The organism is Vibrio inusitatus (assembly GCA_024346935.1).
Classification (GTDB): domain Bacteria; phylum Pseudomonadota; class Gammaproteobacteria; order Enterobacterales; family Vibrionaceae; genus Vibrio; species Vibrio inusitatus.
This window is the reverse complement of sequence record AP024878.1, coordinates 1,369,179-1,391,779: the sequence shown is the minus strand read 5'-3', so window position 1 is coordinate 1,391,779 and position 22,601 is coordinate 1,369,179. Positions and strand designations below refer to the sequence as shown.

24 protein-coding genes and 1 riboswitch are annotated in these 22,601 nt (G+C 42.5%); of the genes, 11 read left to right on the top strand and 13 right to left on the bottom strand.

Annotated features, from left to right (window positions below; translation table 11 throughout):
• The first annotated feature begins 132 nt into the window (after positions 1-132).
• From OCU48_RS06400 to OCU48_RS06385, 4 genes are all read left to right on the top strand, one after another.
• Positions 133-1,440 carry a TolC family outer membrane protein gene (locus OCU48_RS06400; RefSeq protein WP_141344566.1) on the top strand — a complete coding sequence of 436 codons (1,308 nt, stop codon included), beginning with the start codon at positions 133-135 and terminating at the stop codon, positions 1,438-1,440.
• 1 nt (position 1,441) lies between these two features.
• On the top strand, positions 1,442-2,038 hold the full coding sequence (locus OCU48_RS06395) for an OmpA family protein (RefSeq protein WP_141344565.1): 597 nt from the start codon (positions 1,442-1,444) through the stop codon (positions 2,036-2,038).
• A gap of 130 nt (positions 2,039-2,168) precedes the next feature.
• Positions 2,169-2,519, top strand: coding sequence for a DUF2750 domain-containing protein (locus OCU48_RS06390; RefSeq protein WP_141344564.1), 351 nt, complete (start codon positions 2,169-2,171; stop codon positions 2,517-2,519).
• Between the two features lie 66 nt (positions 2,520-2,585).
• The gene (locus OCU48_RS06385; protein WP_141344563.1) at positions 2,586-3,392 is read left to right on the top strand and encodes a Cof-type HAD-IIB family hydrolase; all 807 of its coding nucleotides are present in this window, start codon (positions 2,586-2,588) and stop codon (positions 3,390-3,392) included.
• On the opposite strand, the gene OCU48_RS06380 is transcribed toward OCU48_RS06385, so the two are convergent.
• The 4 genes from OCU48_RS06380 to OCU48_RS06365 form a co-directional block, all read right to left on the bottom strand.
• Complete coding sequence (locus OCU48_RS06380; RefSeq protein WP_141344562.1) at positions 3,389-3,871, bottom strand: GNAT family N-acetyltransferase; 483 nt, start codon at positions 3,869-3,871, stop codon at positions 3,389-3,391. The genes OCU48_RS06385 and OCU48_RS06380 overlap by 4 nt on opposite strands.
• The gene (locus OCU48_RS06375; protein ID WP_141344561.1) at positions 3,855-4,481 is read right to left on the bottom strand and encodes a LysE family translocator; all 627 of its coding nucleotides are present in this window, start codon (positions 4,479-4,481) and stop codon (positions 3,855-3,857) included. The genes OCU48_RS06380 and OCU48_RS06375 overlap by 17 nt, the downstream gene beginning before the upstream one ends.
• 61 nt (positions 4,482-4,542) lie before the next feature.
• Complete coding sequence (locus OCU48_RS06370; RefSeq protein WP_244312240.1) at positions 4,543-5,286, bottom strand: hypothetical protein; 744 nt, start codon at positions 5,284-5,286, stop codon at positions 4,543-4,545.
• Positions 5,287-5,297: 11 nt separating this feature from the next.
• Positions 5,298-5,456 carry a hypothetical protein gene (locus OCU48_RS06365; RefSeq protein WP_167496159.1) on the bottom strand — a complete coding sequence of 53 codons (159 nt, stop codon included), beginning with the start codon at positions 5,454-5,456 and terminating at the stop codon, positions 5,298-5,300.
• 285 nt (positions 5,457-5,741) lie between these two features.
• A riboswitch (glycine riboswitch) is annotated at positions 5,742-5,848 on the top strand.
• A gap of 85 nt (positions 5,849-5,933) precedes the next feature.
• Between OCU48_RS06365 and OCU48_RS06360 the strand changes: the two genes are divergently transcribed.
• Positions 5,934-7,313 (top strand): alanine/glycine:cation symporter family protein, encoded by a 1,380-nt coding sequence (locus tag OCU48_RS06360; RefSeq protein ID WP_141344559.1) that lies wholly within the window; start codon positions 5,934-5,936, stop codon positions 7,311-7,313.
• Positions 7,314-7,374: 61 nt separating this feature from the next.
• Here the strand turns inward: OCU48_RS06360 and OCU48_RS06355 are convergent, their stop codons facing one another.
• The 3 genes from OCU48_RS06355 to OCU48_RS06345 are packed head-to-tail and all read right to left on the bottom strand — an operon-like array spanning position 7,375 to position 10,096.
• On the bottom strand, positions 7,375-8,154 hold the full coding sequence (locus tag OCU48_RS06355) for an ABC transporter ATP-binding protein (RefSeq protein ID WP_141344558.1): 780 nt from the start codon (positions 8,152-8,154) through the stop codon (positions 7,375-7,377).
• Complete coding sequence (locus OCU48_RS06350; RefSeq protein WP_141344557.1) at positions 8,151-9,200, bottom strand: FecCD family ABC transporter permease; 1,050 nt, start codon at positions 9,198-9,200, stop codon at positions 8,151-8,153. The genes OCU48_RS06355 and OCU48_RS06350 overlap by 4 nt, the downstream gene beginning before the upstream one ends.
• Positions 9,197-10,096 carry an ABC transporter substrate-binding protein gene (locus tag OCU48_RS06345; protein WP_141344556.1) on the bottom strand — a complete coding sequence of 300 codons (900 nt, stop codon included), beginning with the start codon at positions 10,094-10,096 and terminating at the stop codon, positions 9,197-9,199. Before OCU48_RS06345 ends, OCU48_RS06350 begins: the two co-directional genes overlap by 4 nt.
• A gap of 232 nt (positions 10,097-10,328) precedes the next feature.
• On the opposite strand from OCU48_RS06345, the gene OCU48_RS06340 reads away from it, so the two are divergent.
• Positions 10,329-10,862 (top strand): ATP:cob(I)alamin adenosyltransferase, encoded by a 534-nt coding sequence (locus OCU48_RS06340; protein WP_141344555.1) that lies wholly within the window; start codon positions 10,329-10,331, stop codon positions 10,860-10,862.
• A 9-nt stretch (positions 10,863-10,871) separates the two neighbouring features.
• On the opposite strand, the gene OCU48_RS06335 is transcribed toward OCU48_RS06340, so the two are convergent.
• Complete coding sequence (locus OCU48_RS06335; protein WP_141344554.1) at positions 10,872-11,501, bottom strand: LysE family translocator; 630 nt, start codon at positions 11,499-11,501, stop codon at positions 10,872-10,874.
• A gap of 78 nt (positions 11,502-11,579) precedes the next feature.
• Here OCU48_RS06335 and OCU48_RS06330 point away from each other — a divergent pair, with 78 nt between their 5' ends.
• Positions 11,580-13,061: a carboxypeptidase M32 gene (locus tag OCU48_RS06330; RefSeq protein ID WP_141344553.1), complete on the top strand. Its 1,482-nt coding sequence runs from the start codon at positions 11,580-11,582 to the stop codon at positions 13,059-13,061.
• A 100-nt stretch (positions 13,062-13,161) separates the two neighbouring features.
• Here OCU48_RS06330 and OCU48_RS06325 read toward each other — a convergent pair whose 3' ends face one another.
• A complete protein-coding gene (locus OCU48_RS06325; protein WP_141344552.1) occupies positions 13,162-14,010 on the bottom strand; it encodes a GGDEF domain-containing protein in 849 nt (282 codons plus the stop codon).
• Positions 14,011-14,392: 382 nt separating this feature from the next.
• On the bottom strand, positions 14,393-14,860 hold the full coding sequence (locus OCU48_RS06320; RefSeq protein WP_141344551.1) for a MarR family transcriptional regulator: 468 nt from the start codon (positions 14,858-14,860) through the stop codon (positions 14,393-14,395).
• 291 nt (positions 14,861-15,151) lie between these two features.
• On the opposite strand from OCU48_RS06320, the gene OCU48_RS06315 reads away from it, so the two are divergent.
• From OCU48_RS06315 to OCU48_RS06300, 4 genes are all read left to right on the top strand, one after another.
• The gene (locus OCU48_RS06315) at positions 15,152-16,237 is read left to right on the top strand and encodes a DUF3179 domain-containing (seleno)protein (protein ID WP_141344550.1); all 1,086 of its coding nucleotides are present in this window, start codon (positions 15,152-15,154) and stop codon (positions 16,235-16,237) included.
• 190 nt (positions 16,238-16,427) lie between these two features.
• A complete protein-coding gene (locus tag OCU48_RS06310; protein WP_244312238.1) occupies positions 16,428-17,003 on the top strand; it encodes a hypothetical protein in 576 nt (191 codons plus the stop codon).
• A 151-nt stretch (positions 17,004-17,154) separates the two neighbouring features.
• The gene (locus tag OCU48_RS06305) at positions 17,155-17,766 is read left to right on the top strand and encodes a DUF3157 family protein (protein ID WP_141344549.1); all 612 of its coding nucleotides are present in this window, start codon (positions 17,155-17,157) and stop codon (positions 17,764-17,766) included.
• Between the two features lie 107 nt (positions 17,767-17,873).
• Positions 17,874-18,224: an EF-hand domain-containing protein gene (locus OCU48_RS06300; RefSeq protein WP_141344548.1), complete on the top strand. Its 351-nt coding sequence runs from the start codon at positions 17,874-17,876 to the stop codon at positions 18,222-18,224.
• Positions 18,225-18,517: 293 nt separating this feature from the next.
• Here OCU48_RS06300 and OCU48_RS06295 read toward each other — a convergent pair whose 3' ends face one another.
• The 3 genes from OCU48_RS06295 to OCU48_RS06285 are packed head-to-tail and all read right to left on the bottom strand — an operon-like array spanning position 18,518 to position 22,441.
• Complete coding sequence (locus OCU48_RS06295) at positions 18,518-19,363, bottom strand: dimethyl sulfoxide reductase anchor subunit family protein (protein ID WP_141344547.1); 846 nt, start codon at positions 19,361-19,363, stop codon at positions 18,518-18,520.
• Position 19,364: 1 nt separating this feature from the next.
• Positions 19,365-19,985, bottom strand: a complete 621-nt coding sequence (locus OCU48_RS06290) for a DMSO/selenate family reductase complex B subunit (protein ID WP_141344546.1) — start codon at positions 19,983-19,985, stop codon at positions 19,365-19,367.
• Positions 19,986-19,996: 11 nt separating this feature from the next.
• Positions 19,997-22,441, bottom strand: coding sequence for a DmsA/YnfE/YnfF family dimethyl sulfoxide reductase (locus OCU48_RS06285; protein ID WP_141344545.1), 2,445 nt, complete (start codon positions 22,439-22,441; stop codon positions 19,997-19,999).
• Between the last annotated feature and the right edge of the window lie 160 nt (positions 22,442-22,601).

Genomic DNA, 22,601 nt, shown 5'->3' with positions numbered 1-22,601 from the left:
TTTGCTTACAAAGGGATTGTAAATAGTTTTGTTTTAACTATTATGTACTTAAAGATCAAAACGTCGTATTGAAAGCAAATGAAGGCTTCAGTTTTGGTTAAAAAATAGTAATGGAATACTAGGGAGTACACCTTGAAAAGGATTAAGCTAAGCGCAATCGCTCTAGCTACGATGCTGTGCAATCCAGCCTCAGCCCAGTCGTTAGAGCAAGCTATCTCATACACTCTGCAAACCAATCCGACGGTTAAGAGCTCTTATAACGAATTCATGTCTTATGTTTATGAAAACAAAGCAGCAGTCCGCGAGTACTATCCGAAACTGGATTTATCAGCAGGAATTGGTTGGGAAAACTATCAAAACGACTTAACTAATCGAGACGATGATTATACAGCCAAAGATGCGTCATTAACTTTCACTCAGTTAATTTGGGATGGCTCCAATACTCTAAACAACATGGACAGAACAGCAGCTGAAGCAGAGTCACTAAGATATAAGGTGCTCAGTGACGCGTCTGACATTTCATTGGAAGTTGCCAAAGTTTATCTTGATGCGCTAAAAGCCTACGAGATTCTAGCCCTATCTGAGAGCAACCTGGCCACCCATAAAGAAATCTTTAAAGACATCAAAAAACGAACTGATTCGGGTATTGGCTCAACAGCCGATTTATCCCAGGTAGAGGCACGTATTGCCAAAGCACACGGCAACCTGCTTGCTGCTCAAAATAATCTTTTTGACACACATACGCAGTTTACCCGTCTCGTTGGTCAAAGCCCGCAAGGACTTGTTTTTCCGCGCGCGGACGAAACCACTATACCTTTCACATTGTCAGAGGCGATTGATACCGCACTTGAAAAGCACCCTGTGATTAAAACCGCTAAAGTCGACGTTGATGCGGCTAAGTTTCAATATAAACAATCTAATAGCCCAAACTTACCTACCTTTACCGTTGAAGCGGGATACAACTACTATGACGATGCTGAAGGAGTCGGCTATCAACGTGACGAAATGAACGCCACGCTAAGAATGAAATACAACTTGTTTAATGGTGGTGTTGACAGCGCAAACAAAGACAGAGCCGCTTATCAGATGAATAAATCTAAAGATCTGAGAGACAGAGCGTATCGTAATGTTGAAGAGAGCCTTCGATTATCTTGGAGTGCGCTGGATTTAACGTTGCAACAAAAAGAGTTCCTTGCTGACCATGTAGATGCCGCATCCGATACCGTAGTTGCTTACGACAAGCAGTACAAAATTGGTAAACGAACCCTACTTGACTTGTTGAACACAGAAAATGAGTTGTTTGAGTCTCGCAAAGGGTATGTTGATGCATTATATGCAGAGCAATATGCTAAGTTCCGCGTACTTAATGCAACCGGCACATTGCTTGAGTCTTTGTTAGTAGACGTTCCAGAAGAGTGGAACGAGGCGGTGGAGTACTAATATGAAAAAGATATTACTAGCCTCAGTAGTTTCACTAGCACTATTTGGCTGTGCTAACGATACCGAAGAGTACATTGAAGCCCCGCTTCCAGAACAACAAGCCGACCTTAGAGATTTCGATGGTGATGGCGTTATTAATGCTCGTGATAAATGTCCAACAACGCCAAAAGGGGCTCGAGTCAACAATGTTGGTTGTGAAGAACTGATCGAAGTTTCACAAGAACAAACCTTGAAAATCCTGTTTGAGAATGATTCCGCTGAGGTTAATCCTGTGTTCTCCGGACAGATACAAGGAATGGCTGAGTTCTTAAAACAATATCCTGAAACCTCAATAGAGATCCAAGGTTTTGCCAGTAACCCAGGTGATAGAGAATACAATCTCGAATTATCACGCAATAGAGCGCTGTTTGTTCAAGACAAACTTATTGGTTTTGGTGTAGAAGCAAATCGCGTCACCATTATTGGTTATGGTGAGGACGATGTTGAAGATGATACACCAACAGATGAGGCCTTAGAGCGCAGAGTAGAAGCTACTGTTGTTGGATTCAAAGGTGACTTCATTAAAGAATGGACCATCTTTACCAAACTACCTAAATAGGTAAGGTAGCCCCGATTCAAATACTAGCCGAGCATTTGCTCGGCTTTTTTATTTACTGAACGCTAAATTGTGCCATGCAAAGAATAAGCATGCTAAAATAGCCCGCATATCACACTGTTAGGAAATAACCATGAGCCAATTGAACAACGATATTCAGCAAAACCTAGAATTATTTGTTGAACAAAGCAAAAAAGACAATCGTGTTTGGGGTCTAAAAAACGAAGATGGTTGGCTAGCTTGCGACTCTAGCGAATTTGCTGAAACTGAAGTTATGCCATTTTGGTCTGACAAAGCAGATGCACAATACCATAACGTTGAAGAGTGGGCAGATTTTGAAGTAATGGAAATCCCTTTGGATATCTTTGTTGAGGATTGGCTAATTACCCTATCAGAAGATGGCGTTCTTATTGGTACTAACTGGAATGCTGAACTAGAAGGCAAAGAAGTAGAGCCTGAAGCACTGGCTAAACTCTACATCTAAATACGTTTCATTTGATCCCTGCCCGTTATTTGGTGGGGATTTTTGTTTTTAGGTAGGTTATAAACAATGTATAAACTCATCGCTATCGATATGGATGGCACACTGCTTAATACCGACAAGGTTATCTCTGAACAAAACAAGCAAGCTATTTCAAAAGCAAGAAAAAAAGGCGTAACTGTCGTCTTAGCTTCAGGTCGTCCCTTGCAAGGTATGGTAGATAGCCTAGAGCAATTGAATATGAACAGTAACGAGGACTATGTTCTCTGTTACAACGCTGCAATGATTAAAAATATTGGCACCGATGAAGTCATTCGAGAGTGTTTAGTTTCTGGAAAAGATGCTAAGCGTGTCGCCAAATTTGCAGAAGAACAAGGCTGTAATTATCATGCGTTCAGTAAGATCCATGGACTGATTACACCTCGCGATAGTCACTACACGCAGCATGAAGCACAAATTAACAATCTAACTGTTACTGTAATGGATTTTGATACGTTGGAAGACGATCATCCAATCGTCAAAACTATGCTGGTAGACCCTGTTGAGATCTTACAACCTATCGTAGAGAATATCCCACAGACGCTGAAGAATGATTACTCTGTTGTGCGAAGCGCACCTTTCTTTTTAGAGTTTAATAACCCGCTCAGCAATAAAGGTGAAGGCGTAAAGGCACTTGCTAAGCACCTTGGGATTGAACAAAATGAAGTGATGTGTATAGGTGATGCGGGCAATGATCATGATATGTTGAAATATGCTGGTCTTGCCGTTGTTATGCAAAATGCCGATGAAGAAACCAAATCTTTAGCGGACTATGTTACCGATAGCAACAATGACTCTGGTGTGGCAAAGGCAATTGAAAAATTTGTACTCGCTTAGTTTTCTAGTGCTTTGGTCATACAACGAATATGCGTTTGAAAGCCTTTCTTCTTGTAGGTTTCAAGCGCATTATGATTAAAATCCCACACCTCTACATTCAATCTTTTCGCACCATAATCTAAGAACTCTTGTTCGATACGATCAAACAAAGCTTTCCCTAGCCCATTTGATCTGTGCTCTTTAGCGACATACCACTGATCTATACTGCCTATTAATTCAGTTTTCACTAGCGGCGAAGCCAACTCATAAAGTTGCCCTGCAATGAATCCACACACAACATCCCCTCGCATTGCAACGAACACAGCGCATTGTGGTGTATTCAGATAGTTGTCTATTTCATCTTCCAGTTCTATTCGACATGGTTTTTTTATTAAATCAACGCATTGTTCATGGTGCCAAAGATAAAGAGCGCACCATAAATTAAGCAGTGGTGTCCGTTGTGCTTGTTGCGCCCTTGCAACTCTATAAGTATTCGGCATTTTGCCATACCACCCTAATAGCCAATGCAATCAACACGACACCAGAGATCTGGTCAATAAGCTTGCCCTTATTGCGTAGTCTTTCCAGGAATATAGGACTTGAAAGTACCAAGGTAATAAAGGTGTACCAAAGACCATCAACGATTAAAGGGGTCATTACGACCGTTACTTTTGCTCCAGCACTCTCTCCTACCGCGACAAACTGACTAAATAAGGCGATAAAGAAAAGCGCAATTTTCGGGCTAAGAAGCGAAATTAACAGCCCTTCCTTTGCCGATTGTTTTATGCTCACGGCCTCACCTTTTTCTAACGTGCTAGCGATGCCATCTGTAGCAGTCAAAGATTTGTAACCTAAATACGCAAGGTATCCTGCACCGCAGAGTGAAATGGTAGAAAATAGCGCTTCTGATTTATGCAGTACAACCGCTAAGCCAGTGACCGTGATGAAAGCATAAAAGCCTATGCCTATAGAGTGAGCCCATGCAGCTGCGAGGCCGTTGATCCTTCCACCAGCCAATGTATGCTTAGTAACAGTAGCAAGGCTTGGGCCTGGAGACATAGCTCCAAGCAAGCAGATAACAAACAGCGAAAGCCAGAGTTCGAGTGACATTAGGTTTACCAATAACGAAAGTAGGACTCTATGCTATTGATTTATTTTGGTAGGTAAAGCCCTATTGCGATTTTTTCTGCAATCCTATTGCTTCAGTAGTTAAATCTATTTTCACAATCTTGGCTTGCTTCGCGTCGATACTCTCATCAATTTTCTTAAGTCTATCGGAAGCAACCTTCTTACGATCACATGAGTCTGATTTAGCTTCCCAGCTAGTGCCATCTAAATAAATCTGACATTCTTTAACAAGGCTATTAAGAGTGCTAATGAGTTTCGCTCTCTGCGTGTGCAGTTCATTGACTTCCTGTTGTAGGCGCAGCTGGTCTTGAAAAAAAACTTTAGACGTTTCTAAAACTTCATTTTGTATTTCAGTTCGCTCTACAAGCGCTTCATTGCTTGCAGTAAGCTCTTGAACAGCTACTTCCTGTTTCTCAAGTGTTTTCTTTAGTTGCTTAAGATCATTTGAAAGCTTTTGATTTTCGTTCTGTAATTTTGCTGACATATCCTGATATTCAGTCACAGATTGTGCAGTTTCTTGCTCACGCTCGTTAGTTGTGGTTAGAGTTTGCTCTGCATCAGATAAATCAGAGCGAAGTTGATTGTTCTCAGAAACTAAGGTTGAGTGTTCCTGAATGATCTTCTGGTGACTTTCTCTTTCTACAATAATTTCTTGATTGGCATTGTGTGACATAAACGCGTTCCCAGCTACCACTCCAAGGGCAAAACAAACAATGCCGGCTAAAACCGTCGTTTTTGTGTTACCTGTTCGAGCTATCATGCTGGATACATTTTTCTTATCAATCACACACTTCTCCATCAGTGAACCAATTCAGTAATCATCAAAACCGCAGTGTAGACTACGAACGCACCAGATAACACTATAACAACCCATTTTTGCAGCTTTTCATTAGTGTTATACCGAACAAACAAAAAAGCTAGGGCAATCAATATAACGATAGCCAGTAAACGTGTCATTTTACCCCCTTGAAATCTGTTTTATATCAGTTCTACGTTAAGTCTATCAGTTAAGTCTTTGTTTTATTTATTCTAGGACAAAAGAATTTCTTATTATTCCCTTGAAACCGTAATGATTTATGTTAATTTAGCGGCCTGTAAGTAAATTACTTACACACCTAGCGTTTATAGCGCTAGTTCCGATGAAAACTGCAGGAGAGTGACGTTTTATTACGTCCACCGAAGAAGTAAATCTTTCAGGTTCTTGTTTATACGTTCTTGTTTAAACGAGTGAGGACTGCAGTTGGAGGAATCTCTGGAGAGAGCCGTACTACTTTGATGTAGCAATCGGCCGCCGAAGGAGCAAGCCCTTTTAGGGTGAAACTCTCAGGCAAAAGGACAGAGGAGTGAAATTGCGTTTAACCATTTTGCTGTTAATTTTGTTCTATTGATCCGCGTTCACTCTTCTCCTTATATGTTGTTTATTAAGGGGAAAACATGCCATTTTCACAATCTTCGTTACATTCAGTTTTACAATCCATCGACAATTTTGTCTGGGGTCCGCCTCTTCTGATCTTATTGGTCGGCACTGGGGTTTACTTTACCTTTAGTCTAGGTCTAATTCAGTTCAGACATCTTCCCACTGCGTTAAAAATGGTGTTTACCAAATCCGGAGACTCCAAATCTAAAGGCGATGTTTCAGCCTTTGCCGCACTGTGCACTGCGCTTTCAGCAACTATCGGTACAGGTAATATTGTCGGCGTTGCTACCGCGATTAAACTGGGCGGCCCGGGTGCTCTTTTTTGGATGTGGCTCGCAGCTTTATTTGGTATGGCGACCAAATATGCTGAGTGTCTACTTGCAGTCAAATATCGCACTACTGACGACAAGGGAGGTATGTTAGGTGGTCCGATGTACTACCTTAGAGACGGTGTTAAGTCGCCTCTTTTAGCTACATTGTTCGCCGTATTCGCATTAGGTGTAGCGCTATTCGGTATTGGTACGTTCCCCCAAGTCAATGCAATCCTAGATGCCTCAGAGGTGACTTTAGGCGCTGATAGAACCATCGCAGCGGTGATTCTAACTATGCTAGTTGCAATGGTTACCTTGGGTGGCATTAAATCCATCTCACGTGTCGCAGGAAAGGTGGTTCCCACTATGGCAGTGATATATATCATTTCCTGCTTGGGGATTCTGGTGAACAATAGCGATCAGATATTGTCTGCTATTGAGTTGGTTATTGTTTCTGCCTTTACGCCAACAGCGGCGAGCGGCGGTTTCTTTGGTGCAAGTGTGATGCTTGCTATCCAATCTGGTATTGCTCGAGGCGTATTCTCTAACGAGTCTGGACTGGGAAGTGCTCCAATGGCAGCCGCAGCCGCTAAGACTGATTCTTGTGCTCGTCAGGGACTTATCTCCATGACCGGTACCTTCTTTGATACCATCATCATTTGTACGATGACCGGTTTAGCGCTAATCATTACCGGTGCTTGGCAAACGGATCTGGCGGGCGCAATGATGACTACTCATGCATTTGCTGTTGGTCTAAATGCCGATACGCTTGGCCCTATTTTGGTATCTGTCGGCTTACTGTTCTTTGCTTTTACTACTATTTTGGGTTGGAACTATTACGGCGAACGCTGCGTGGTTTACCTATTTGGTACCAAAGCGATACTTCCATATAAGGTGCTATTTATTGCCTTGGTCTTCTCAGGCGCATTTATGAAGCTGGATATGATTTGGCTTATTGCCGATATCGTTAATGGCTTAATGGCTGTACCAAACCTCATTGGTCTGATTGCGTTAAGGCAGGTGGTTATTGCTGAAACTAAATTGTTTTTCAGCAAGCCCCTGCCCTCTAAGGTAGCTACACATTAGGTATAAACAATTTAGGCCACTATCAAAATAGTGGCCTATTTTTTAAAGCTGAAACTACCTGTTATCTTTGTTTTTTCACCGCTAGGATATTGGGATTACCTGTCAGCGTATTAGTCGATACTTGAACCTGGTATGGATATATAGACTGAATCAACTCTTGAGTCAGTATTTTCTCAGGGATTCCATCCGCTACCAATTTTCCGTTCTGCAATAGCATCAAACGGTCACAAAACTCCGCCGCCGTATTTAGGTTATGAAGTGCAACCACAACGGTCTTTCCTTCGTTTACCAGACTGTCCAAGATATTCATTAACTGAGATTCATGACCAATATCTAGGCTAGCACTAGGTTCATCAAGCAATATAATCGGTGTGTCTTGAAGTAAAATACGCGCTAAATGAACCAGTTGCTGTTCACCACCAGACAATTGATCCACAGTTCGGTCAGCCAGTATCTCTATATTCAGTCGTTTTAAAACTTGTGCTATTTTTTCTTTCTTTTGTTCTACATTTAGGTTCGGATTATTCACCAAACCAAGGGACACCAATTCTGTGACTTTATAAGGGAACTCTACCCGGTTAGATTGAGGCAAATAACTAATCAGTGATGCACGCTCATTCGAATTGAGTTCAACTATCGATCGCCCTTGTATCAAGATATCACCGGAAGATGCGGTCAAATAACCACTTAAGTGCTTCAACAAGCTCGATTTACCCGCTCCGTTTGGACCTATAATACCGATCAAGGCCCCGGCGCTTACCTCAAAGTTAATCCCATACAAGATCGACTTACCGTTGATTTGAGAGCATAGTTTAACAGTGGCAAGACGAGATTCACTCATAATAAACGACCTTGTTTTTGCACTCTAACCACTAACCATAGGAAATAGAGTCCACCTAATACTGCTGTGATGATACCCGCTTTAATCTCATAAGGAGCGATCACATATCGCCCTAACAAATCACACACTAACAACAGAATGGCCCCTACTAGAGCGGATAACGGCAACAGGCTGATGTGGTTCGCGCCCGTCAACATTCGAACAAGATGAGGGACCATCAAACCAATAAATCCTATGGGTCCAGCTATGGCAATAGACATAGCGGTAAGTAACGACGCACAAAGCAATAAGGTAAAACGACTTCTTTGTACGTTCATTCCCAATCCATGAGCCGCTTCATCACCGATAGATAACGTGTTGAGCCAACTTGCGTGTTTTAAGAGCCACACTGACGCCACTATGATTACCGGTAAAGGCCAGGCAATATGTTGCCACAAACGCCCTTCTAAGCCACCCATCGTCCAAAAAACAAATTGATTCACCTCGTATTGTCTAGCAAACAGAAGTACTCCTAGTGTCGCACCGCCTAATAGGGATGAAAGAGCTAATCCCGCTAAAATAAGATAAAGGGTTTGACCATTACCTGAGTTTTTTGCCAGTACATAGACAAACATGGCGCAAGCTAAGGCCCCTATACTTGCTATTACAGGTGTCCACAATGGATTAGACAAAGAAAGTCCAGTCGCTATAGCAATTACCGCACCAAAACTACTACCAGCACTCACACCTAAAACATCAGGACTGGCTAAAGGATTTCTAAATAAACCTTGCGTACACGCCCCCGCAAGCGCTAATGCACTGCCCGCGGTAATTGCAGCCACAACACGAGGTAAACGGATATGTACCACAATCGCTGATAAGGTCGGATATTGTTCGCTCGCAAACTCTTGTCCTTCGAACAACCAAAGTTTTAAAAACGCAAACAGATCCGACAAAGCAATATCGACAGCGCCTAAAGTCAATGCAAACCAAATTGAAAGCAAAAGCACTAGCAAAGAGCCATAACTATACAAACGTATTTTAGGCAGGCTCGAATCTGCAATCATGGAGCTGGCGCTCCTAATACCGCTTTATTTACAAACAAAATGGTCTCAACGATATGTTGACTGTAGGTGCCACGCAGATTTTCAGGTATTGGGTAGACGTAACCACGCTTAATGGCATCAATACTTCTTAGGGCAGGATCTGTCATTACCTGATTCATGAAGTTATCAGCGCCCTGTTCATCGCCATAAATCCACCCTGGGACAAACAATACTTCAGGATTTAGCGCCACCATCATTTCTTTAGACATAGGTGTTTGCCCAAATTTATCGGCCTGTAAATCAGAGACTACGTTTTTAAAACCAGCCTTATCAACAATGAGTTGCCAAGTCGATTGACGCGTGCTCGATGTACCCCAACTGTTATAATCAAGCACCTTATATCGATGACTAGTGAATATTAGCTCTTCTTCCAATCGACGGTCCATTTCCATCACCATCGCTTCCGCCTTATTTTGCTCACTCACCATCTTACCCACCAGCTTGATTAGCGCTTTTATTTCTTCATAGGTTGATGGTGTGGGTAGTAGAAAAACCTTAATTCCAGCAGAGCGAAGCTGCTCTACACGACCAGCATCACTCCAACTTGCAGCGAAGACAAGGTCTGGCTGATTAACCAAGATCCGTTCTACGTTGAGATCGAGACGTGGTATCGTAATCGGCATTTTTCCTGCCACTGCAGAGAAGTGTTCATCATCCACTAAGTTAGTGACTGAGCTGAACTGTTCAGGTTTAATCAAATCCAGCAACACTTCATCACTGAATAGTGATTTAGATGAGATTTTTGTTGGTGCTGAAGCAAGATTAACCTTAGTGCCACTAGCATCAGTGACCGTCATCGGGAAACTCGCCCATGCAGTTGGAGCACACAAACAAGCAAGTAACAAAAAGACGCGCATAGTACTTTCCATAGTCTATGTTATTCGAAGTTTAATTCGCCCTGTACGTTCAAACTCCAGCAATACTAAATAGACTTGGAGTCATCTTCCGGTTCTCAGCAAAGAAAATTGAAGTAATCCGTGATTTTATCGAATAACAGTGATTAGATATCAGATTGGGACATAGAGTAACAATGTTTCTCTACTAACGCATTGAAACATAGCCTAATTGTAAGCCGAAAAGGACGATTAAATGAAATTCAGTGGCAATATCGATGAATTAGCTTATCCATTCATCTTTGAGGAAAGCCCACTTTGTGATTTTGAAATTCTCACAGATGAACTTTGCACCGTAGTCGGATTAGCTCTTACCGCAATAGACAACACGCAGATACGTAACTCTTTAGAAGAACTGCAACCAAACATATTTCATCTCAATGGGTCTATTCGGGGTAAGAATGGCATATTTGAAAGTGATATAGAACAACTCACTAAAGAGTACCATACCTTTAGAAACAGCGTAGCCGATGATCAAAAGCGTTTCGTATTGCCAAGAGGGACAGGTCCGGTAGTACAGTTGCATTATTGCCGCAGCCTTTCAAAAAAGGTGGTAAGACAATTGGTATTAGTAGAAAAATCTGGGAAAAATGTTCCCCAGACTTTACCTCGATTTGCCAACCTTCTAGTTAATTACTTTTTTGCCTTAACTCGAGTGCTAAACCAAGAGATGGGTATTGATGAGCCTGAGTACGTCAGTATCAATTACCCTGCGAAGCCCCAGCCTTAACACTTTAGGTTAGAAACTGCTCATCATGAGTTGTGCGCCTAACGCAACCAGAACCACGCTAGTACACATCTGCAGGCGGTAATTTGTTTTACCGTTTGCCAGCAATGCTTTGGCCCTATCGAGCATGCTAGCAAGCCCGCACTGCCAAATCATAGCCAAGACAAAGTGTATTGAAGCAAGAAGCATAGATTGAAGCCACAGGTTACCATTTTGATCGATGAACTGTGGCAGAAATGCGAGATAAAACACCGCTGTTTTTGGGTTTAGTACATTAGACAAAAACCCTTCTCTAAGAGAAATGTAACGCGGTACCCCTTGTTGACTGCTGTCGATGTGTAATGCACTAACGCCACGACGTAACGAACGAACCCCAGACGCGCCTAGATAAATTAAATAAGCTGCACCTATAATTTTGATACCATTAAACAAGTCGGGACTTTGACTAATAATGGCAGCAACACCAATCGCAGACCAAGTCGCGTGAAGGTATAACCCTAAGCAAATCCCTAAACTTGTAGCGTAACCATCCCACTTACCACCTCGACTGGTGTTTCTTATCACCAAGACAGTGTCTAACCCCGGTGTAATAGTCAATAAGGTCATTGCTGCGATAAAAGTGTATAAGTCGTTAATCTGCATTGGATTTTCTATTGCTGACTAGGTTGGAAGCAGGAAGTTTGCTAGTCTAAACCAATTCAACACCCTTAAGGAAGAGATATGTCTGCATTTCAATCACTCAAAGACCATTTCCAAAAGATTGATAATTTTAACCACCTATCGGCTATCTGCGGATGGGATGCGGCGGCGATGATGCCAAGTGGAGGCAATAAAGCTCGCTCACGTGCTATGGCTGAGCTATCTGTTCATGTGCACAGTCTAAAAACGGAGCCTCAACTCGAGGAGTGGTTTGGTAAAGCCTCAGAGCAATCCCTATCAAAGCAAGACACCGGGATACTGCGAGAGATGAAGCGTAGCTGGCTTATGTCCAACGTACTTCCAAGCAAATTAGTAGAGGCTAAGTCTTTAGCTGGCTCTAAATGCGAGCACGCATGGCGTACCCAAAGAGGCAATAATGATTGGCTTGGTTTTGCGAAAAACTGGCAACTGGTGGTTGAATTGTCTCAAGAAGAGGCGCAGATACGCTCAGATGCTACTGGTCTCACCCCCTACGATGCCATGCTTGATATCTTTGAGCCAGGTACAAACAGCGAATCCCTTACCCAGACCTTTGATGACGTAAAATCTTGGCTTCCAAACTTAATCGACACTGTTATTACCAAACAGAGTGCTGAAGCCATGATTGAGTCGACAGGTACCTTCGACACCTCAAAGCAAAAAGCACTAGGTCTTGAGGTAATGAAACTATTGCAGTTTGATTTTAAGCACGGTCGCCTTGATGAAAGTGTCCATCCTTTTTGTGGGGGCGTGCCAGAGGATGTAAGGATAACCACACGCTATGACGAGAAGGAATTCATGCAGTCCCTAATGGGCATTGTGCATGAAACAGGCCATGCTCGCTATGAGCAGGGCTTACCTTCAACTCTTTCAGGTAATCCGAGCGGTGAAGCGCGTTCAATGGGGATTCATGAATCCCAGTCCCTATTTTTTGAAATGCAGTTAGGACGCAGTGCCCCTTTTATTGGTCATCTAAGCCAGATGGCGACTAAGCAATTCACCTCTCACGATCCTGCATTATTTGAGCCTAACAATCTAAATAAACTATACACTCGTGTAAAGAAGGACTTTATCCGCGTTGATGCTGATGAACTGACTTACCCTGCCCACGTTATCCTTCGCTTTGAGATAGAGCGAGATCTAATTAATGGCAAGATCAGCTACAAAGATGTTCCAGAGTTATGGGATACCAAGATGCAGTCTTACCTAGGGTTATCTACTGCTGGAAATTATAAAAATGGATGTATGCAGGACATTCATTGGACTGATGGTGCTTTTGGGTATTTCCCGAGTTATACACTGGGCGCAATGTATGCAGCGCAGTTTATGGCTGCTATGAGACAAACCGTCGATGTCGATGGAGCACTACATGCCGGAGATCTATCCCCCATATTCACTTGGTTATCAAATAACATTTGGAGCAAAGGAAGCTTGCTAACCACCGATGAGCTCGTTAAGCAAGCCACTGGCGATACGCTCAACCCTATTCATTTTGAACAGCATTTACGAACTCGTTACTTGTAATCTGGTAAGTAGAGGGCGCCTAGTTTTAGGTGCCCTTTGGTGCTTTTTTAAAATAAACCTGTATTTTCATCTAACGAATAGACACATTTATTAGAGTCGCTTATACATCAAATGAAAGATCATGAAAATGGCATCGGTTATTACGTCCATTATTTTTCACTTTGTATAACGCTTTGTCTGCTTGAGAGAATAATCGCTCGAATTGATTTTCAGCCAAAGGTGGGACTGTTGTACCACCGATACTGAGGGTGACATCAAAAGGTGCGTTTTCCATCGGCAATGATAAGGCTTTTTGTAACCTCGTCATTACTTCTTTAACTTCTGATTGTGAAGTACTCGGGCACAGAATAATAAACTCATCCCCCCCCCAGCGAGCCAATAAGTCATAGCCGCGGGTCTGCTTACGCAAATGCTCAGCAACGATGACTAGGACTCGGTCACCAATCTGATGTCCAAAAATATCATTCACTTGTTTAAAATGGTCAATATCCACTAGGATCATTGATGTTTCTGTCATATATCGCAATGACCGCTCTAATTCCTTTTTAGACAACTGCTCAATAGCTCGTTTATTAAAGGTATTCGTTAATGGTTCTATTTCAGCCATTCTCCTTTGCCTGCGAAACATATTGTGAATACCATAAGCGATAAGCGCTAGTCCAAGTAAAGACAGTACATCACCGACAAGCATATCCACCATTGCATTACTATTGATGACCGTTTGAAATTGATAAACCTCTTCTAAAAACTCATACGATTTGCAAACCATTAATGACAGCAGACCCAACTTTACTGTGTATTCAAGTGTGGTTCTGCCAAACACATATATCGTAGCCAGCAAAATTAAAGAAGCAGACTCCAAAAGAAAGTTTGTTTTATCCAAAATTTGAAAACTAAAGAATAAATAGGTAGGAAACAGTGCACTAATAGCGATTAGCAGATAGTTCATAGTTGGAGTAACCCTAGCCAATACAAGATGAAAGCACCGGTTTAAAGATATTTGTTGTAAATAGCGGGATATCACTTAATTTGGTCATTTCGAAATGCTGAGATCTCAATTGGTTAAGAAAAACAAGCTTAACGCCTTGTTATAATTATCGCAAATCACCCGTCACACTTCTTATGAAAACTAATTGCCTTTAGTGTGATGGCCCATGGGGATAACCTTTGAAGTGAATATTCCATCGATACCTAATTGTCGTTTTCTCTAATTAATCAGGGGTTAACACTAAAGAAGTTATCTCAATCGAAAAGCAAAACTAATCGCTGGCAAGCATGTTCTTTATTAGATTGGCATCACGGTTGGCCTACTCTCCTGCCTACATGCGGCATTATTTATGATGGGCAAGTAAGGCTTTTGTACACAAACGAGTTAACTCTTTATTCTCTTCTTCAGTCAAGCAACCCATAAACTCTGTTCGAGTTTCAATAACGACTTTACTGCACACCTGTCTGATCTCCTCTCCACTGTCAGTCAGAGCAAGTAGCTTAGTTTTTTGATTATTGTCATCTTTCATGGTTTTTACCCACCCACGCTTAACCATATTGTCTACCGTGCGTTTTGCGGTGCTTCTATCGTACATTAGGTAGTCCGCTACGCTTTGTTGCTTAATCGGTTGATTTTCAAAAATAATATACATGGCCAATAACATCTCCAGAGTGATGTCGGCATGCACACGCAACCTCCCATGAACTAAATTTCTGTGAAGCCTAGTCAGCACGGTCATCAGGAACAATGGACTGTTTTCTAGAACCGACATTCGGCGTAGATCTTTTGCAAAAATAGTGTCCGTTGGCATAGTAAGTTCTCATTTCTAAAAGAAAGTCATCAACATTCTTTTTATTGTTGTTTCTACAACATTAGCAAAGTTACAAACGAAAGTCTTTCCGCTAACACCAGTAAACATGAATGCCCTATGCGCTATTAACTCCTAAATGGAATTTCTCTCCGGTAAAACAGAGATCTATTTTTGTTTAGTTCTCGAACACTTTATGTTGCATATGCAACATAAAGTGTTTATAGTGAGCATATTGTTGAGGGTGCAACATAAAGTGCAGGACGCAAACATAATTAACTAAGAGAGACTTCCATGAAAAAAGTAATCTTTAATGTATACGCTGCGACACTCGCTTCTATAGCTGTATTTTGTGCCGTATTAATGACCGAACCGGGTCAGTCTTTGGCAGTACCAAGAGACTGGGTTTTAGGTTATTACAACAACTTTTATCTATTTGTTACCCTACAAACGATAGCCTTAGTTGGCCTATGGGTTCTCAGTGAAAAGTGGAGAATGTGGAACCGAAAATTGATGTCGCTCGCTACTATCGGCGTCTTCATCACTTTCTGGGCAGAATCCCATGCGATGCCAACGGCATTCCCTACCGAGCAATTTAATGCTGCATATTATTCTATTGAGGAAGCAGAAGAGAAAATCCCAGCGGAAGATCAACGTGTCTATGTCGTAGAACAGGGTGATGAAGTGCGAATCTTCCCTCGCTATCATATCCAAGTACCTCATGTGGCAGGTTGGAAACATGAAGACACTGACTACGCAATCACTTATTGCGGTCTATCTAACCTACCTATGGTTGTAGAGACAGACTACGGTTTGGGAGAAGCTGACTTACAAGTATTAGGTCAAACTCACAACAACTTAGTATTTAAAGATGTGAACAACGGCACCGCTATTCAGCAAGCGACCATGCAATCTGAGTTTACTGAACACAGCCCTACTGTTATCCCTAACACCATGATGGATTGGGAAGAAGCTAAGGCGCTATACCCTGATGCGAAGGTCTACCTATACGGTATGGATCGTATGATTGATGGATTGCTACTAGATCTGTTTGAGCAGCCCCTCATTGACCAACGTGATCTAGAAAATGAGAAGTTTATCTTCCCGACACTGGCACTGACAGATCAACGCATGAACCCTAAAACAGAGATCTTTGGATACGATAACGGTCAAGGGCAACAAATTGCAATTCATCCTGAATTTGCGCGTGATAACGATGGTTATCAATTCGATTTGGGCAACGAAACACTTGAAATTGAATCTGATGGGAATATCGTCCGCTTGGTAAATGCAAAAACAAGCCAACAAGTACCGACCCACAACGGATTCCATTTTGGGATTTGGGCTGAATACTTCCCTGAATCCGAAGTTCTTCAGTAAGCAAAACGAAATAGCCACTCACAACAGCCTAACTACTTAATAGGCTGTTGTATATTTAACGATAAATTGTCGCGCCTTACAGAGAGTCTATTTGGCTCTGAATTAAATAAGCTTTACTTGAAAAGCACTAACAATACGCATGCCTACACTGACAAGATGAACTTTTCAGTCGTGCGTCTCTGGAGAAATCATGAACAAACACTATTCCATCATCGCTTTAACTTTCTTATTATCAGCTTGTAGCACGGCCCCACAAAAAGGGGACACTGTGCTTGAATCACGTGTCCTTGAATCCAATACCATCACTACTACAGCCGCTGTTATTGATATCGATTACGAAGAACGATCGGTCACTATTGAAAATCAAAACCGTATTGTCGTGTTATATGTAACACCTGAAGTCAAACGCTTTGATGATATAAAGGTTGGGGACTTTGTGACAACTGAATATACCGAATCGGTCGCAGTGCATGTACAAATTCAAGATGGAGAAACACGTATTCAAACCTCTGGAGATCTAGATCAGGCTCGAGAAAGTGTTGATGCAATGGAGCAAATCCAGGTCGTATCAGATATTTTGGCCATTGACACCACATTAGATACCGTCACCTTAAAACAACCCCACGGTGGTGAACTGACTCTACCCGTAGAATACCCAGAAAACTTAAACAATGTCTCTGTTGGCGATCAAGTAGTGATGACCTATACCAAAGCCATCGTTATCTCAATTGAACAACAATCCGATGAGGCACCTCTTTCTAGATAATAAAAGAAGCTGAATCGACCTTTCATTAGCTACAGTCTAACTTAACCGTTAGGCTTTTTTGTTTCCATCCTTTCTATGCAACTAGCAATGTACTGCTAAAATGGAACAGCCGATTTCAACTTTGAAGTTCTACACACCTTAGGATGTCTAAATGAAGTTATACCGCTGGAGTTCTTTTCTCGGTTTAGTATTTATCAGCAACGTTTTTGCTGGTCAACAGATCGTTCATTTAGAGGATGGTCGACAAGCTGTACTCAACGACGACTTTACTTGGCAGTACCTAGATTCCTCTGCAAATGAAGGAGTAACAGAGCACGCTTCTGTGGTTTCAACACCGGAGAACGAAACCCCTACCACACCGTTAACCAATGCTTCTATTGCCGCCTCTACTCCAATAATTACTGGTGCCAGCATAATAATTGTTGGTAGTGACAAGACCAAAATCGTGGTGGAGCACTCAGGTGTAGAGATAGACCTTGCGAAGCCTCAGTGGATTGACGGTCATTTAGTCGTTGAAAGTGAAATCACTAACAATGGTCTGCAACCCGTTATAAAAGCTGATCTCAAGATTGATGTTTATGATCTGCAAGGTAACTTACTGGCTAGTGAAGAACACGCTGCGTTTCGTTCTATAAAACGTATGGCAGACACCTATCTGCGACCACAACAAACGAAACAAGGTTCGACAATTAAGATTAAGGTACCAAAACAAGAACAATATCAAATTATCTCTGAAATCAGTGAGTTAGACCATCGAGGATAATCTAACGTCAGATGGAAACTGTGTCTTTGCATTACTTTACATTAGCTTACACTAATGTTCATTCAGAGTCCTATGTTTAAGGTGTAAAAACAAACGAGGACACGATCATGAAAAGCAAATTAGCACTATCAGTCCTAGCGATTCTCGGCTTATCCATTGCACTTGGTGTTAATGCGGCAGACCAAGGTCGAGGAGTACAAAGCGCCAGTCCAATGCCAAACTTTACTGCAATGGATACCAATAGTGACGATAAAGTAAGTGCCGAAGAGTTCAACACCTTTAGAGCAGAGCGCATGGAGCAGCGTGCGAGCGAAGGGAGACAAATGAAAAACGTCTCAAAAGCGGCAACCTTTGATTCTCTAGATACAAATGGTGACGGCTATATCGACCAAACAGAGTGTCAAAATCAACCTTGCGATGGAGGTCGTAAAAGAGGAGGCCAAGGACAAAACTCCTAAACTACGCGTAAAAAAAGTGAGTGCCGAATAACTCGCGCACTCACTTTTTTAGCCTATAGCTGTCAATCTAACTCTTAAACACTCCGAGCACCTATGTCGCTCCTATCATCCCCAAGGGATCGCCCCTGCCATCGCCAAGTGGTCGCCCCTGTCATCCCCGAGTGCTGTTATCGGGGATCTCATAAACCCAACCATTGCCGATAAAAGCACTCAGCAATGATGGGCATGATGATGTGGTGTATTCAAGTCAGACTGTCAGGTTTTAGCTTTTAGCTTTGACCGTTCAGTGACCACTAAAGACCTGTGGTCATGTGCAAGCTGTAAAATAGACCACGGCCGATTAGCTCTGAGATCCAGATGAGTACCAGAGCAACGCCAAGGTTAATTGGGTTTACTGACGCTTTATTGATTAATGGCATAATCCAAATCAGCAAGCCAAACACCAGCAGTGCAACCTGCAATATCAAGTAGAAGCCTAAGCCCTCTACTAATTCTGAAGCCTTCACTACTGACGATTGAATATCACCAATTAGGGTCATCTTACCTACTGTTGCCAGCAAGCTAATACCAATGGCAATAACCGCAAGGATCGCAATGTTACGATCTACCGTGAACCGACTGTCATTAGCAAAGACAATAACCCACTGTGAGAACAGCAAACCCGTGACAACCATAGTCATCACAAAGCTCATTGGCGTATAGATGTTGTTCCAAGTCGGTACAGTATCAATCATGTATACACTGATCATCGAATACATGAAAATAACACCCAAAGCCATAGCAACTAGCATCAGCAGTTTCTGAACACCAACGCCACCTTTTTTCAGCACAGAAAGCAGCCATTGCAGACCACCTACAGCAAAGAATGCTGCGCCGAAAAAGACTTCATTTGATAGCCACGCTGAGCCAAGCATATTAAATGCATTAAATGCTCTTAATGGAGAACCAAGATGCGTGGTAGAGAACAGAAAGCCAATCCCCATTATCGCCCAAAGGAAAAACATTGGCACTTTGTAGCTGTTTATCTTCTCTTCGTCATAACCTTTAGCTAGAGCACGCGCACTGACTAGCAGATATCCGCCCACAGCAGTCTGTGCAAGAACGGTAAAAAAGATCAAAGACCATTCGTGGAAAATCATCTTACACCTCCTTAGGGTTAGCTAGGAAACCGCTAGTATCACCGGTTGCTTTCGCATTCTTGTTAAGCTTGATAACGATGTTTGGTAGGGTTTGTGTTGACGATGGTAAAGGTGCCACATCGGCATTTGCACCATATTTCTCACGAAGAATATTAATCTCACCAAACTCCAATGCGCGAAGAGGACAAGACTCAACACACATAGGTTGCATCCCTTGCCCCACACGTTCATAACAACCATCGCACTTAGTCATATGACCTTTTTTCGCGTTGTACTGTGGCGCGCCGTATGGACAAGCGTTCGCACAATGTTGGCAACCAATGCAGACATCTTCATTTACCACGACTAAACCGTCTTCATCACGCTTGTGCATTGCACCAGATGGGCACACCTTAACGCAGGCTGGATTGGTACAATGGTTGCAAGCGATAGAAAGATAGTAAGAGAACACATCTTTCTGTATCCAGGTATCACCGTCTTGAACAAAACCACCACCTGCATACTCATAAATCCGACGGTAGTTGCTCTTAACATCTAGGTCTCGATAATCTTTACAAGCAAGTTGGCAAGTCTTACAACCTGTGCATTTACTTGAGTCTATGTAAAAGCCGTATTGTTTCATTACTTCCTACCTTATGCTTTGTTCAGTGCTTTGATTTGAACGAGATTCGTATGTTGCGGATTACCCTTAGCCAATGGACTTGGTCTTTGGGTTGTAAGCACGTTGATAGAGCCCGCATGATCAATCTTTTGACCGTCAGGGGCATACCAAGCGCCCTCGCCTAACGCAACAACGCGAGGCAGAATTCGAGGCGTAACCTTAGCCGCAATATGCACTTCACCACGGTCGTTGAAAATACTGACCATGTCGCCATTCTTAATTCCACGTTCCTCTGCATCAATTGGGTTAATCCAAATTTCTTGAGGAGCCGCTGCTTTTAACAACGCAACATTACCATAGGTTGAGTGTGTTCTTGCCTTGTAGTGGAAACCTGTCAACTGCAATGGATAGGTAGCAATTTTCGGGTCATTGTGCCCTTCAAATACATCAGCGTAGATAGGAAGCGGGTGAATAACATCCCCTTCTTTTAGCTCCCAAGTTGCCGCTATTTCAGCAAGCGCTTCTGAGTAGATCTCAATCTTCCCACTTGGTGTATTAAGTGGGTTTGCTTGTGGATCTTTACGGAAGTCTTCATAAGCAATGTAATCATGATTGTACTGACGCTTATAGATACCGATGTCTTTCATCTCTTCAAAGGTAGGTAGCGTTGGATCTTGTTTACGAGTTTCAGCATATAAGTGCTCTACCCACTGCTCTTGAGTGCGCCCTTCAGTAAACTCTTGTTCTACTCCCATGCGCTTCGCGAGTTGCGAACACATTTCGTAGATACTCTTAGCTTCAAACTGTGGCTCAATCGCTTTTTGCGCATAGATAAAATACGGCGCATTTGCCGCTTTACCGTCCATCGCCCAGTCATCTTGCTCTGACGTAGTTAAATCGGGAAGAATAATATCCGCGTATTTTGCAGATGAAGTCATATGGTTATCAATTACCACAATCATTTCACATGCTTTATCGTCTTGTAGAATATCGTGTGTACGGTTGATATCAGAGTGCTGATTAATCAAGCAGTTACCAGCATAGTTCCAGATCATTTTGATTGGATTTTGTAAACGCTCTACGCCACGCACACCATCAGTCTTATCTGTCATTTCTTCATGACGATAAATAGCATCTGTCCATAAGAACATAGAGATAGAGGCGCTAACCGGATTTGGTACCGTAGGGAAACGTACGAACGGGATATTAATGTCACTCTCTCGTGCACCCGTCGAACCGCCCGCAACACCCACAGAGCCCGTTAGTAAAGAAAGCATCGCAATAGCACGGCAAGCTAACTCACCATTTGCTGTACGCTGTAATCCCCAGCCTTGGTGAATAGCACAGGGTTTATTTGTTCCCATTTCACGAGCTAGTTTAACGATGGTGTCAACAGGAATACCGGTGATCTTAGATGCCCACTCAGGCGTTTTTACAATACCGTCTTGGTCATTACCTAGGATGTAAGATTTGTAGTCACTGTTCTTAGGCGCTGAAGCAGGCAATGTCTTCTCGTCAAAGCCCACGCAGTATTTGTCCAAGAACGCTTGGTCTACTAAATCTTCGGTGATCATCACATAAGCGACACCTGCAACCAAAGCAGCATCGGTTGATGGGCGAATCGGAATCCATTGATCTTCACGGCCACCTGCAGTGTCAGTGTATCTTGGATCAATGATGATGGTTTTGGCGTTAGATTTATTTTTGCTCTCAACGTAGTGATGGATTAAACCTCCACCTGACATACGAGTCTCTGCCGGGTTGTTACCAAACTGAACATTCAGTTTCGTGTTTGCCAAATCAGAAAAAGAGTTATTGTTTGCCCAACCGCCGTAGGTGTAACTAAGGCCCTTGGCAATCTGCGCAGTAGAATAGTCACCATAGTGGTTTAAGTAACCACCAGAAAGGTTCATCAAGCGAGCAATGAGCGTTTGCGCTGGTGGCCACGACTTAGTCACTGTGCCACCTAAGGTACCGGTACCATAGTTTAGGTAGATTGAATCATTACCGTAATCTTTGATAAGGCGCTGCATTGTACCGGCGACTTCATCGTAGGCTTCTTCCCATGTAATGCGCTTAAATTTACCCTCACCACGTTTACCTACGCGTTTCATTGGATATTTCAAACGGTCAGGGTTGTATACGCGACGACGCATTGAACGACCACGCAAACAAGCGCGCACTTGCGTACTCTCGCCGTATACATCACTGCCTGTATTATCTGTTTCAACGTATTTGATTTCACCATCTTGTACGTGCATACGCAATGGACAGCGCGAGCCACAGTTTACTGTACATGCACTCCATACCACTTTTTCATCAGAACTTTGTTTGACAGCAGCTGATACTGGGCTGGATTTAAATGGAAGGCTGATACCACTAGCCAACGCTGCGACACCCCCTACTGCTGAAGACGCTTTAATGAAGCCTCTTCGAGTAAGGTTCATTACACCTGACTCTTGATTATTCTTTGTCATTCTAAGATGCCTTTGTTCTAATAATTACTACTACTTTATAGTTAGTCGGATAAATGACAGCTATAGAAAAGCCGTTGATTGATTGATATCAAGAACGGCTCAAAAATAGTTTTTACGTGCTAGAACTTAGAAGCTACTCATAGACAGTAATATGGATTTG